Origin of the sequence: Legionella worsleiensis, from assembly GCF_001467535.1 — a bacterium.
In the GTDB taxonomy this organism is placed as follows: domain Bacteria; phylum Pseudomonadota; class Gammaproteobacteria; order Legionellales; family Legionellaceae; genus Legionella; species Legionella worsleiensis.
On the sequence record NZ_LNZC01000027.1, the window covers coordinates 83,807 to 99,427 of the forward strand.

A 15,621-nucleotide genomic window follows, 5' to 3' on the forward strand; every position below is an offset into this window, starting at 1 on the left:
ACAGTTGATATGAGATTATTTAGTTTTGTTTGGAGTCAATACAATCAATACGACCTAAAGATGATAAGGACAGTTCATCCGCAAACGTTCTTACTTATGTCAGTATCGCCTCTAAGGCCACACAAGGTAGACTACTCAAGCAGCACAGGGAGCAAATGGTGTTAAAAAAACTGCCACAGGATAACACTACGGACATCAACGAACCGCTGGCAATAATTGGAATGAATTGCCAGTTTCCTGGCCTTGATACAGATATTGAGGATGCAGATGCCTTTTATAACCTGTTACTGAAAGGGCAAAGCCCGATTAAGGAAGTCCCTGAAGACAGGTGGAATATTAACCAGTATTATGATGCAGACAGAAAAAAAAGTGATAAAATAGTCAGTCGGCTGGGCGGTTTTTTGAATAATCCTCATTTATTTGACGCAGATTTCTTCAAAATATCTCCTGCGGAAGCCAAACAAATCGACCCCCAACACCGCCTGTTTCTGGAAGTTGCCGTTCGTGCATTAAACCATGCCAACATCACTAAAGAATCACTTTCTGGTAGCAAAACCGGCGTGTATTGCGGTATATCATCCCAGGATTACAGTCACCTCAATTATAAAGACAATATCCAGTTTAACGAATACACGCAAATTGGCGCTGCCAGTAGCGCCGCTCCAGGCAGACTTTGTCACTATTTAAACCTGAGAGGCCCAAGCATGACTGTGGATACAGCATGCTCCTCTTCTTTATCTGCACTGTACGTTGCGGCTACCGATCTGCGAACCCATCAATGCAATATGGCTATTGTTGGCGGAGTTCACCTTAATCTCTGCCCTGAAAACTTTATAGGCTTGACTAAAGCTAATATGCTCTCAGCAAAAGGGCATTGCAGCAGTTTTGATATGAGTGCGGATGGATTTGTGCGCAGCGAGGGATGCGCTGTAGTCATTGTCAAACGGTTAAGCGACGCTTTGAGAGATAAAGACACCATCCTGGCGCTGATAAAAAGTATCGTCATGAATCACGACGGGAACGAAGGCAGCCTTGTAGCCCCCGATATGAACGCCCAAATTGCCATGCACCAGGCAGTTCTGGAACAGGCACAAATCACTGCAAAAGATATTGATTATATTGAAACGCACGGCACAGGTACTGTAATTGGAGACTCCGTTGAATTTAATGCCATTCAAGCCGTTCATCAAGGTTATCACTCCCAAGAAAAACCACTCATTCTGGGCGCATTAAAAAGCACCATAGGACACACCATTTCCTCATCAGGTATCGCCTCTCTGATCAAAGTCATCTGCACGCTCAATCATGAAAAAATACCGCCTAATTTACATTATTCCACCCCAAATGCCACCATTAAGCCAGAGACCATCCCTGCTCGCTTCCCTGTTCAGGCATTAGACTATTTAAAACAAAAAAACCAAAAACGCTGTGCGCAAGTTTCCAATTTTGGTTTCAGCGGCACCAATGTAAGCCTTGTCGTTGAGGAAGCTCCTGAGTTGGAATCTCCTGTGACTTCAGTTAATGACACAGCAACCGCCCCATTTTTAATTTCGGCAAACAGTCCAGAATCGCTGCAAATGATACTTACCGATTTTATCCCTTATTTACAGCATACTTCTGTATCTTTGAGCGATATATGTCACACCTTGATTAACTGCCGTGATCATTATAAATACCGTTGCGCTATTCGCGCCAAAGACAAAAATTCGTTAATTCAAAAAATACAATCCGCCGAATATGAAATCATAAAAGTCAGCATAAACGCTAAGCCTCGCTTCTTGTCTTATACAGAAGAACAATTAATTGATTGTTATCTTTCAGGGGCTAATATACGCATAGAAGCGGATAACCTGTCATTTAATAAAGCAGATTTACCCCTGTATCATTTTCATAGAAAACCCTATTGGCACGAGTCACGAAAAAACGCCAACGCTGCGGATTGGCTTAACGGATTATTGCAAAAATCAAAAACGCAACAAGAAGACCACATCAAAGAAAAAGTAGCTGCTCTGATAGCATCACTCATTCATAAAGAGCACATTAACGAACACCAGGATTTTAACTCATTAGGTTTGACCCCGAAGGAATTGGAAACACTGGATCATCTCATTCAAGAATGTTTTGCCCCACTGTTTAAACTTCCAATCCCTATAACATCACCCCATCTTAATCTGGCGAAACTGGCTCGACATATTCTCTCCATAATCAAACCAGAAACTGTAGAACGACAACCATTCATTAACGTGCTCAATGTGGAGCCCATAGCTGTTATCGGTATGAGCTGCCGTTTTCCAAAAGCGGAAAATATTGATGCTTTTTTATCTCTTTTACAAAATGGCCAAAGCGGCATGACCGATATTCCATTAGAGCGATGGGATAACAGTCAATATTACGACCCTGATTTAAATGCGCTCGGCAAACTTTACATCAAACAATTAGGCTTTATAGATAACATTAAAAATTTTGATGCTGATTTTTTTAATGTCAGTCCCAGAGAAGCCAAATTCATGTCTCCCCAGCTTAGGGTGTTTATGGAGACATGCTTCCATGCCTTGGAAGATGCCAATCTTTCTCTGGACTTGATTAAAGACAGTAATACTGGCGTTTTTGTTGGCGTTGGTACCAATGAATATCCTCGTGTTTTAAGTGCTAACGGCCTCAAACTAGAGGATTTGAGCATCTATTTCGCAACCGGAAATGTGCTCAATGCCCTGGCCGGGCGTGTGGCTTACGCTTTTGACTTTCATGGGCCCATTCAGGTCATAGACACCGCTTGTTCTTCATCCATGACAGCGATTCACAATGCGTGCCTGAGTTTACAGGCTGGAGATTGTGATATGGCGGTGGCAGGTGGCGTAAACACCTTACTCACCCCAGAATCCAATATCACTCTATCCAAAGCCCGGATGTTATCACCAGAAAGCCGATGCAAAACATTCAGTGCAGATGCCGATGGTTATGCTCGCAGCGAAGGGTGTGGCGTGATTGTTTTAAAACGATTAAGTACGGCATTACGGGATAAAGACACTGTCCTTGCGGTCATCAAAGGAACCGCCATCAATAGTGATGGTAAAAGCGGAGGTTTCACGGTACCTAATGGCACAGCACAAGAAGAGCTTATACGTAGCGCATTGGCCAAAGCCAAATTATCCCCGGGAGATATTGATTACATAGAAGCGCATGGAACAGGAACGCCTTTAGCGGATCCCATAGAAGCCCATACCTTGACCAAAATATTCAGTGACAGCCATAGCCAGGAACATCCCTTGTACATCAGCTCGGTAAAAACCAATATTGGTCACTGCGAGAGCGCATCCGGGGTAGCTGGCATAATCAAAGCCATTTTAAGCCTGCAAACGCATCAATTATTTAAACACCTGAACTTTAAAAAATTAAATCCGGAAATCGAACTTTCAAACGCCGTCATCCCTCTGGACACCCTGGATTGGAAAGCAGATACCAAATTAAGATGTGCCGGAGTCAGCTCTTTTGGATTTAGTGGCGCCAATGCGCACATCATTCTCCAAGAAGCTCCTAAGCAGCTCAATGAGGCCTCCCCCATCATTCAGGAGGACTTCTTACTCATTTTATCTGCAAAAAGCGCTCATTCACTGCAATTATTATTGACAACCTATCAGCGTTTTTTAACAAATACTCAGGAATCTTTTGCAAACATTTGTTACACCGCTGCCACATGTCGCAGTCATTTTCTTCACCGTGTTGCAATCAAGGCAAAATCAGCAGCAGAGGCAGCAGAACAAATTGCTAAAAAAGAGTACACCATCCATTCATTAAAAAAAATACGTGATTCATCTCAACCAACACCTACCCTGGAACAAATTCAAAAAGCCTATGAGAATGGCTTTACTGTTAATTGGATAGAATATTACTCCTCTTTAGGCTACTCCTTTAAGAAAGTTAAATTACCTTTATATGAATTTGACCGCAAAGAATACTGGATAAAATCCAAAGACAAATTAAATGACATACCTATACCTGGCCATTGGTGTTTTCAGATGCAATGGCAGAAACAACCTTGCGATACACAAAATCGTGCAATACAAGGTAGAAACTGGTTGTTAGTTGGAGCAAAACATTTAGCGTCCGATTTACAAGCAACAGGGTTAAAAATATTCATTGAAGAAGATGATATTGCTTTAGACCGACTTTATGGGATCCTTTTCGCCGAGGGTCTTGATACTGCGACATTGACCAGTGATGACGCCAATATAGACATGCAAGAACGCATCACAAAAAAATTGTTGCACTTGGTGCAGTCTCTTGACGAACAAGGACTTGCTCCCAGGTTGTTGATTCTTACCACTAATGCAATAGCCGAACTTCCAACAGGCAAGCTCAATTTAAGCAATAGTCCTCTTATAGGACTTAGCAAAACCCTGGGGCTGGAATTACCCCAGTTTCGTACAACGCTTATCGACATAGATCCATCCGACTCTACCAATGCAACCCAGCAGATAATTGCTGAAATGAATTACAACCACAGTAAACTCTATGAACACATGGTTGCCTATCGTGACGGCAACAGGATGGTATCTCGCTTAAAAAAAGTACCGTTGATTGACGATAAAATAGTTATTTCAGGTAAAGGACGCTACCTGATTACTGGAGGTACTGGAGGATTAGGTTTAGTGACGGCACAGGCATTACTTTCAGCTGGTGCTCACGAGGTGGTCATTATCTCCAGAACGGTTGATAAACCGGAATTGAAAACGGCGATAAAAAAAATTCTTATTGACTTTCCCTCACAGAGCATTCAAACCCTCAGCGTTGATGTTAGTGATAAACAACAAGTGCACCAGCTACTTACAGAACTTAATGCAGATAATGGTTTAAAAGGCATTATTCACGCAGCGGGAGTTGCCATCAAAGCCCCATTGCTTTCACACAAAGATGATGATGTTGAGTCTGTATTTTCTGCGAAAGTAAAAGGAGCCTGGTACTTACACGAATACAGTACACACTGTAATTTGGATTTTTTTGTCGTCTATTCGTCCATCGCTGCACTATTTGGCAGCAATAAAGAATCTGTTTACAGCGCAGCCAACAGTTTTCTTGACTTGCTTATCGCCGAAAGGCAACGCCTGGGTCTTCCTGGCATCTCTATAGGATGGGGGCCATGGGGAGAAGTGGGCATGGCCAATAAACGCTCTCGTAACCCGGGACTTAAAGATGCTTTGATTACTAATGAACAAGGTCATTCATTAATCAAAGTATTACTCAAGGGACAACTCTCTCATCCAGGCATTATCTCTCCTGCTTATCTTAAATTTATGTTGGACTTTGTTCCCAAACCACTGACCGGATTTTATAAAATACTTTTTGATGATCTGGTTCTGGATGAGCAAACCAAGACAAAAGAGACCGTTCAGACCAATGCATCACCCTGGTTGAGTTATTACCTCAATATGAATAAAGACCAGCGCCTTAAAGCCTGCAAAGATCTGTTACTGGGAATATGCAAAGACATACTGGAATTAGCTTCTACTGACGAGCTGGATGAGGATGAAGGATTTTTTGAAATAGGTCTTGACTCACTTATGGTTGCTGAAATGGCCAGTGAGCTTAAGAAAAAACTGGAACCTGCCATGAAGATAGGCGTCAGTATTGGTTTTAATTATCCCTCCATCAATCAATTAGCACGTCATATTGACTCCGAACTGAATTCGCAGTTAATGCAAAAAGAAAACCTGTCCTCCTCCAAGCCAGTCGAAGAAGAGGCCATAGCAGTAATAGGCATGAGCTGTGCTTTACCTAATGCGCCTGATCTGCAAGCGTTTGAATATCTTCTTGAACAAGGACTTAGCGGGATTAAAGAGATTCCTCTTGAACGCTGGGATAACAGCCTTTATTACGATGCCAACATGGATGCACCAGGAAAATCCTATGTGAATAAAATGGGATTTATAGATCATATTAAAGATTTTGATGCCCATTTTTTTGGTATCAGTCCTCGTGAAGCAAAATTAATGGAACCTCAGCAACGCCTGTTTTTGGAGCATTGTTATAAAGCAATAGAACACGCAAACTATCCTCCTGATTCATTACGTGGGAGTTTAACGGGAGTATTTGCCGGAGTAGGACCAAACGAATATTACGCCTTACTGGAAAAATCAGGTTTTTCCAATGAAGAATTGAGTGCTTATTCAATCACCGGAAATGTATTGAATTTAATTCCAGGGCGAGTTGCTTATTTTTTTGATTTTAAAGGCCCCTCATTAAGTATTGATACCGCTTGTTCTTCCTCTTTGGTCGCACTGCACTACGCCTGTCAGAGTTTAAAAAATCGGGAAACGAATTATGCTTTGGCAGGCGGTGTAAACGTCTTGTTAATGCCTGAATCCAACGTCACCTTATGTAAAGCAAGAGCCCTGGCGGCTGATGGTCAATGCAAAACCTTTGACGCTCGAGCAGACGGTTACGCCCGTGCCGAGGGCTGTGGGGTAGTATTACTGAAAAGATTATCCGATGCATTAAACGATAAAGATACTATTTTAGCAGTTATCAAAGCGTCATCAGTGAATAATGACGGTAAGGCGGCGGGGCTAACCGTTCCTAATGGCATAAGCCAGGAAGAAGTCATGAAAACGGCGCTCAGGCAAAGCAACCTTGCACTTGAAGACATCAGCTATATTGAAGCACATGGGACTGGAACACCATTAGGCGATCCTATAGAGATGCAGGCAATTAATAAAGTATATGGAGCGCATCACACCCCAGAAAACCCTCTTTATGTGGGTACAGTAAAAACCAACATAGGTCATCTTGAAAGCGCTTCAGGTATTGCAAGCGTTATAAAAACCATACTTGGGCTAAATAATAAAAGAATATACAAGATACTGAATTTCACCCATTTAAATCCCAATATTACGCTCGAGAACACGTATATAGCACTGGATACCCGGGATTGGCAAAGCAACTCCAGACTGCGATGCGCAGGGATTAATGCTTTTGGATTTAGCGGTACAAACGCTCATGTAATTTTGCAGGAGTTTCCGCAGCAAAATAACTCAAGAATACTGCCAACAGAACAACCTCATGCCCTGGTCTTGTCCGCAAAAACAAGTACATCACTGCAGCAGTTAGCCCAAGCATACCAACACTTTCTGGAAACCACCAAAGCAACCTGGGCTGACATTTGTTTTACCGCTGCAACCTGCCGAAATCATTATGCTCATCGTCTGGTTTTGACGGCCAAAAACACTCTTGATGCAGCACAGCACCTTAAAAAAGGCCGGTTTTCCCTCTCTTCAGAGCCCAATAAACCAAACTATTACTCTGGTCATGATCACCTTGATGCATTAGTAATGGACTACTTAAATTGTGCACCAGTAGACTGGAAGCGCTATTATCAGTCTTTGGGCGACGAATTTAAAAAAGTACTATTGCCTCACTACGAATTTGACCGTAGCGAATACTGGCCGGATACAAAAAGCAAATACACAACTTCTACAAAACAAGTACATCCTCTTTTAGGTCAGATGCTGTCAATGCCCGGCAATGAATATCTGTTCACTAATCATTTTGACTTGCATCAGTTAAGTTACATCAAAGACCACAAAGTATTTAATAAAGTAGTGGTTCCGGCAACTGCTTACATGGAAGCAGGCCTGGTTATTGCCAGAGAGCTATTTAAATCACCTGCCTTGAGTATTAAAAACCTGCTTATAGAACGTCCTCTATACCCAAGACAAGGGCAAGAAATTCAATTTCAGGTAAAACCCATCCCACATGGGCGTTATAAGATAATCATTTTTGCACAACACGATGCCCAGTGGCAAAAATATGCAGAAATGGAGTGTCAAACACTAGCAGATGTTCCCAATGAACGCCTTGCTATAGACGAACTTAAATCATCCTTCAATAACGCCATGGATTTATCCCAAATTTACGATCATTTGAGCAATCGTTCATTATTTTATGGCAAGGAATTTCAGGTTCTGCATGAGGGATATGTTGGAGCTAACGACATACTGTCACGGGTGACATTAACCAAGGAGACCCAAACTGCTCGTTATCATTATCATCCTATCTTACTCGATGGCGCCATACAAAGTATTGTATTAAAGAGTATGGACGCATCAGGATATTCAACGTACGTCCCCTATTCTCTGGCTCATATGTTTACCCTCCAGGAAGCGCCGCGAACTGTTTGGGTACATTTGCATAAACGCCCAACAGAACAGAATCTAGATCTTTGTTTTAATATAAAAATATACACTAATACTGGGGTATTAATCGCATGTCTTGAGGAATTAAAATTAAGAAAAGTAACGCCTGAACAATTCATTTCCTATGAATCCGTCCTGCGCCATCTCTACCACATTACATGGCATAAAGCTCAATACAAACAGCACCCACAAACCGCATTACCGCAATTATGGGTAATCACTAAAGATTCGGAACTGGCAAAGAAACGTCTGGGTACCCTACCTTATCAACTCATCAATGACCCCAACAGCCTGAACGATATGCAGCAGAAACACATCTTGTTTCTCTATGAGCAAAGCCAGTTTAATGAACTGGTTCTCTTCTGCAAAAAACTTTTTAAATCTCCACCAGAAAGTTTTACTCTCGTTACAGAATGCGCTTATGCCATTCATGAGTATGATGCAGTCAATCCTTACCATACCATGGCCATCTCATTTTGGAACACTTTCAGAAACGAACTGAATTTAAAACAAAATTACAGTATCGATTGTGATGCAAACAGTACGCTACTCCAACCTCTCAACTGTTTGTTTGATCCAGAGAATACAGAAACACAATGTGCGCAAAGAGAAGCACTCTTCATTCCCCGATTGAATAACAAAATCCTGCATATCAACTCAGAACAGCACCCTAAGCTATTTAATTCGGATGCCAACTATCTAATTATCGGCGGTACAGGGGGATTAGCACTGCCGCTAATACGGTACCTGATGAGCCGTGGAGTGTGCAGTATTCATTTAACCAGTCGTTCCCAACCAGCAGCAACACTTAAAGCGTTGATGGATGAGGCCAGACAAAAGCAGGTATACATCACCCATCATCAAATCAACGCCAGTAATTTTTATGAAATGGAAGGCTTGATACACAGCATTAATCAAAACCCCAAACCGCTTAGGGGAGTATTTCATTTGGCGGGCGTCATTGAGGATGGGCTAATAATAAATTTGACCCCGGAAAACATTCAAAATGTCCTCAATGCAAAAATGGATAGCGCACTGATTCTGCATCAGTTAACTCAAAATATCCCTCTGGATTTGTTCGTGCTGTTTTCTTCATCAGCTTCCATTCTTGGGGCAAAAGGGCAAGCAAATTATGCCGCTGCAAATGGATTTCTTGATGGTTTAGCACATAAGCGGCATCACGAGCACTTGCCCGCCATTGCCATCAACTGGGGACCTTTTCAAAACACGGGTATGACCTCTAATCTGAGCCAAGCCATGCAACATCATGGTTTTATACCCATGGAACAAAATACCCTGGAGGTTCTTGATGTTTTATTAACTCATCCGGTAACTCAAATAGCGCCCTGCCCCATGGATTGGAATATCTATTGCAAACAAGTACCCGGTCAAGCATTGTTCACTCACCTTATCAAAACAGTACCCAATCCAGACCAAAACTTTTTGAACTCATTAAAAAATGGCACAAAAGAAGAATGCCTCACCATGCTCAATCAGGCTTTATGTCGCATTAGTGCTGAGGTTTTAGCATTAGATAACATCAACCAAATTAGCCCTAAAGATAATTTGTTTTCTATGGGTTTGGATTCATTAATGTCTTTGGAAATAAGAAACCGCATTCATGATCTGTTACGCTACCCAAAATTGAGTTTGCCCATAGAATATTTTATCAACAGCCCAACAATTGAAAAAATAGCCTTAGAAATTACGAACCAGCTCTACCCCATGCTGCGTCACAAATCCGATAATCTCCCTCAAATACCTGTAAGCGAACATCCGGTTCCATTATGTGATTTTCAATACATTTTCTGGGTGATGAACACACTGGATTACAGCTTTAACATAGGCATGCAGATACAAATACAAGGAGCGCTCAATAAAGAGTATGTTGCTCAGGCTTTTGACCTGGTGGTACGCCAAAACAGCACATTTTGGATTCAGTTTAATAAAGACGAACCAGTACAAAAAATCAACAAACAAGGACAGTTTCAACTGATTGTCCAAGACTTTTCATTAACTCATGATCGTAATATCCTCCAAAGAGAATTTTATAAAAACCTGATGCGTCTTATTCTCTTATCCGAGCAACCTCTAATCAAAGTGTACCTTTATAAAATCAATAACGATCTGCATGAATTGCATCTGTTAATTCCTCATATTATCGTAGATGATGCGTCTTGCGAGTTGGTATGGAGTCAATTTAAAAGCTGTTATGAGCAACTTGTGCAAGGTAAAACATTAACACCCATTACCGAAAAAGAGAATTTTTTCAACTACGTAAGACACAATAATCATCATTATGAAAAAAATCTAAAGGCTAAAATTAATTTTTGGCAACAGTACAATAAAGGCTTTGAACTACTCAGTTTTGGGAAAAACTATCATTTGCCTGACGCAGCGATACAATCCCAATTTTTGTGTCATTACCCTATACCCAACCACACCCTGGATCAATTTTTTTCATGGCACAAAGAGCGCAACATTAACATAACCTCAGGTCTTGTAGCTGCCTGCCAAATTGCTTTTTACAAAATCAGTCGTCAGAATAAAATTCCAGTGATTTTGATACATAACGGTAGAGAAGGAAGTCGCTTTAAATCAGTTGTCGGTTTATTTTCAGAATACAAGCGTATTAATCTGGTTCTGGATGTAACCCAACGCTTTATTGAGTGTATTCAAGCCATAGAACAGCAAATTATCCAGACTGCACCCTACCAAAAATGCTCACATTTTATTAAAGATCTGGGATTTAAAAATTCTAAACTGGATTTTAGTCAATTGATTTCCTACATGATCAACACGGTGTTGTTGCGTAACACATTCAAAAAAAGCCAAATCAACTCCCTGATCATCAATTATTATCTAAAATATTTAAGCAGAACAAAAACCTTCAAATACAGCCTGTTAATAAAAAACAAAATTAATCAGTTATTCAACCTGAACATCCCCATGCAAAAACCTGACAGACTAAGAGTGCTTATTAGTATTACCCCAAGCTTGTTTGTCAAAGAACAACACGAAAGACGTTTTGCCCATCTTAACTACTCCTATCCCAGTCATTTCGGCTGCATGGACAGACCCATCAGTAACAAAACCTTATGGATTTATTTCTCGAAAAATCAACATGGTGAATACATACTCTCCATTAACGGTCCCCTGACCCAAGAATGTAAAGATCAGATCAGTAACGAAGTAAATAAAATTATTGCACAGAGTATTAAAGACGATGATAGCTGCATCAAGGAGTTATTATAAAGGTGTTTCCCAAAACGACAGTGCGTGTAAAAACAGTCATTAAAAATGAGTGACCTTGCAATCACTCAAACTTTTACACGCCAATCTTCGATTATTTAACGTTTTAAAATGATTCTCCAGGGTTGAAAATAAGTCCAAATATCTGCCTCTTTATATGCAGAACGTAACTGCATTCGAGAAAACCAATTCTTTAAATCCTCAGATACCACCAGATCATACTCTCCTATCATTTTTAAACGCCCGAGTAAAACTACCGTAACAATGTCAACAGAACTGATTTTGTCACCGAATAAAAATACTTTAGGTGTAGGCAGCTGTTGCAAATAAGCTCTAACTTTATTGCGTTCTTCGGCTAATTTGTCTTCCAGGCTTCCCTCACTAAAATAAGCCAAACGTTGTTTGTTCAGTAGAATTTTTGCCTCAAGAGCCTTCTCATCCGAAGAAGAAGGACGCTGAGACTCAAGAGAAGAAATTGCATTACGTAACATTTTGAACACAAAAAAACGAAGCAAAGGAATACTGTTCAATGCCTTGCCGAAAGTTAATCGTTCAATAGTAATGGCGTAATGATCTTTAACCAGAGTGTCAATTTGGCCCGCACATTCGGGATCCGCATCCATCCACTGTGTTCCAGCTTGCGAAGCGGCAAACTTTAAAATATCTTGGCTGTCTGTCCAGATTGTCTTGTTATCAACCAGCGCAGGTACTGTCATGGCAGGATTGATGGCCATGTACCAGGGAGACAATTGCTCCTTAGCCAAATGAATATCCATACGCCTGTGTTCAAAAGGTAACCCCGCTTCAAGCAAGGCATAACGACCAATCATTGAGTAATACGAAGAAGAGGCACTATATAAAATCATAAATCATCCCTGAAAAAAGTATCCGTTAAATTCTATTTTTATCATAGTAAATTAAAATAATGAAGCATCATAAAACACGTAAAAGCTGATCCAGAGCATCTCAACGATATTTCAGAAAAAGGCCGCATCATTAAAATGATGCTGTTTCATGATCCAAGCATTGTTAAATTCATTGCGCTAACCTATTGTACAGAGGATATCATGAGCATTTTATTGAAAATCGTTTAACTTATCTCCATCAACGCACCTTGGTCAATAATGTGACTCTCTGTATAATTCGCATCAAATTTTTGAATAATTTCATTCAAAATTAACGCAATTTTTGCATGATTCGCTTGTCTTTGCTCATTAGATAAAATAACCACACTAAAAAATCCATACCCTATAGTAATAGGTCCCTCTTTTTTACTCAGATCATACTCAATAATTTTAAGTACCAAAACAACAGCTTTCAGTAAGTTTTTATGTTCCTCAAACTGAACGATACTCTCGATGTATCGAGTTATAGATTCAAATAGCATATTTTGTATTCCATCCAAATCCATTATAGACATCAGAGACTTAATACTCATAGAACGAGGTAAACCATCGATTGCATTGCGCAAATCAAGAAGAGCATTTCGTTCATAGAGAGTAATACGCTCATCTCCAGACCAACTACCTTGTTCCAGTATCTGGTTAATCCAATCCAAACCAATGTTCAATGCCAGGGCTATTTGGCCTGTCTTGTACCCATAGCTGTCTTTAACTTGATGATTATCAATTGCAGTTAATGACTCGACTTGCATTAAATAGTGAATGACATTGGCTTTAGTCAAACTCATAAACACTCCTTGTTTATCAGCTAAAACTATATTAAACCCTATAATTTTAAAAATTCACAGATGGTTATGACACTTAAGAATAAAACTAACAAATTTTATCCGTATCAGGCAAGACCTGATACGGTAGCGGTAGATTGATTATTGAATTCAAAGCTTACATTTTATCTGATTAACCATCTCACATAAAAAAGCTTTTGACTGGCAAGATAAACTAAATCCTGTTGGATATTAACAGTAACATAGGTTTAGAATTTATAAGCCAGCCCCACTGTTGCCAAAATGCTTTTTGGGATACCCGAATCATAAAAAGCATCGGTCTGTTCCCTGTCTGTATAAGCAGTTATTTCACCATTTAATGTAACATATTGATTTATATCATAACTGACACCAGCTCCAATCGTAAGAGCGGTACCATCTGAAGAAAAGTCCAACAAAGGCAAAGAACCGTAACTGATATCAAACTTACCCCATAACTGCGATGCTCCCACAAGCGCATATAAATTAGCAGGGCTTTGATTACCCAAAGGAAGATAGAGTTTGCCTACAAGGCTTAAGGAGTATATGGAATAATCACCTGTAACAAAAGTTCCGGGAATGTAATAACGTGTTTCTCCCAGTTCAGAATAACTGGTTTCTACACCCAGATATTCGTTAATGTTGTAACCCAAAAAAAATCTTCCGGCGAGGGCATCATGATCTAACTGATAAAAATTCTCTATATCAGCTAACTGACTAACACCTAAACCAATACCTGCATAGTATCCAGGAGTTGCTGCATTAATTGATTGAATGCCAGAACACAAAAGAAGAGAAACCAATCCTAATTTAATTGCTTTATTCATTATTATTATTTTCCATTATTAGGTTAAAACTTGTTTATATACAAACCGTTTATTTTTCCATAGGTTACGTTCAATTGGATATCGAACGAGAAATGCAATTTATAGCAGATTTTATTTGAGGTCAACTTTTTTTTTGCACAGCAGAAAAATTTAATTGATGAGTACAACTCCTGACAACTCAACCGTTCCGACCTATAGTTTATTCATAACCGCTTGCTTATTATGCCAAGTTTATGCGACAAAGCGTGACCAATTTTTTACTCAATAAGATTTGGATCAAACAAACTTTTGGTTGCTAAATAAGAAAGTAAGTCCGCAGACACACCATTAAACAGGGAGATCCATTTTAAGAGATCCCGGATTTGAATACTTCACCCAAGCCGACAGAACAAAAACGTCTAGTGCTTAAGTGAGGTAAGCTAGCATGCGACAACTCAATGTAAAGTTAAATTCTTTGCATTGATAGATTCGATTCATCATCTGATTTGTTTATTAAAGATGAATTAACCTGAGGCTTTTGGGAAGTTAACAGTATCATCAGACACAGGGCACAATGCGCTAATCCAGCCGCACCAAGAAAAGTAACTAGTAGATTATTCATAGCGTCCAAACCCTCACATGAGTCGATTCCCCTCCATCTTGAGGCATGTCCCCCATAAGATTTATAACACGCTCTCAAAAACGCATCAGCCCTCGTTAAGCCCAAATTATCGAGTAACTAAAAAAATAAAAGTATTCATAATACCCAGACTCTTTAATAAGTTAATTCTTATCATCAACCAAGTTAAAATCGTTCTAACCTTTTAATTATTTTATATAAAACAATCAGCGACCGTTTTTTATTAAAGGCAAATTGGTGCAAATTAGAACTGATTGAGCCTCAAGAATTTACTGAAATAAGAAATAGAGCAGCACGATTAAAAAATACATTTTTTTAATAGAATAAATGGGTTAGTGTCGGTTTATGTTTTAAATGATCAATATACTAAATATATCGAGGTTCTCCCAGAATTAGCACCATGCAAAACGTAGCAATCCCTTTTTACATTCTGAATGATACGTTTAGCTCATTTAATTTCAATAAACTGTACACAGTTAGAAACACTCCAGATATTTAATCAATCTCACCTTGACTCCACCCTTACAGCATCAAAATACTTCCTTTCTTTGTTTTCTACCCAATAAAATAATGGAGGTCGCTTTGCGACACTGTTTCATCCCCCCTCACCCTTAATCCCTCTCCCCCATGCTTCGCACAGTGGAGAGGGAGATTTAATAGCATAGAGAAACGACTTCCATTATTTTATTGGGTAGAAAACGCAAAAGAACAGTATGAGAATTGTGCAAGAACGGATTCAAGGTGAAATCGATTAAATAGTTGATGATGGATGAATGATTTTGCATTTTATTTGGGTAAAATTAGAACTTATTATGTTAGAGAAAATAAAATTATTAAAGCTTAGCCATTATAAGCTTTTACCTATCATCCCGGTTTAAAAGGTTATATACCATTGCGTCCCCTCTCCACTGTGCGAAGCATGGGGGAGAGAGATTAAGGGTGAGAGGGATTTAATAGCATAGAGAAACGACTTCCATTATTTTATTGGGTAGAAAACGCAGAAGAACAGTATGAGAATTGTGCAAGAAC

At 39.8% G+C, this 15,621-nt stretch carries 5 protein-coding genes; 1 reads left to right on the plus strand and 4 read right to left on the minus strand.

Annotation, left to right across the window (positions count from 1 at the left end):
• Positions 1-155 precede the first annotated feature (155 nt).
• The gene (locus Lwor_RS09955; RefSeq protein WP_058493735.1) at positions 156-11,444 is read left to right on the plus strand and encodes an SDR family NAD(P)-dependent oxidoreductase; all 11,289 of its coding nucleotides are present in this window, start codon (positions 156-158) and stop codon (positions 11,442-11,444) included.
• A gap of 95 nt (positions 11,445-11,539) precedes the next feature.
• On the opposite strand, the gene Lwor_RS09960 is transcribed toward Lwor_RS09955, so the two are convergent.
• The 4 genes from Lwor_RS09960 to Lwor_RS13795 all read right to left on the minus strand — a co-directional run bounded on the left by Lwor_RS09960 (position 11,540) and on the right by Lwor_RS13795 (position 14,574).
• Positions 11,540-12,307 carry a glutathione S-transferase family protein gene (locus Lwor_RS09960; RefSeq protein WP_058493736.1) on the minus strand — a complete coding sequence of 256 codons (768 nt, stop codon included), beginning with the start codon at positions 12,305-12,307 and terminating at the stop codon, positions 11,540-11,542.
• A gap of 224 nt (positions 12,308-12,531) precedes the next feature.
• Positions 12,532-13,131, minus strand: coding sequence for a hypothetical protein (locus tag Lwor_RS09965; RefSeq protein WP_058493737.1), 600 nt, complete (start codon positions 13,129-13,131; stop codon positions 12,532-12,534).
• A gap of 245 nt (positions 13,132-13,376) precedes the next feature.
• Positions 13,377-13,973, minus strand: coding sequence for an outer membrane beta-barrel protein (locus tag Lwor_RS09970; RefSeq protein WP_058493738.1), 597 nt, complete (start codon positions 13,971-13,973; stop codon positions 13,377-13,379).
• 445 nt (positions 13,974-14,418) lie between these two features.
• Positions 14,419-14,574, minus strand: a complete 156-nt coding sequence (locus Lwor_RS13795; protein WP_157063145.1) for a hypothetical protein — start codon at positions 14,572-14,574, stop codon at positions 14,419-14,421.
• Between the last annotated feature and the right edge of the window lie 1,047 nt (positions 14,575-15,621).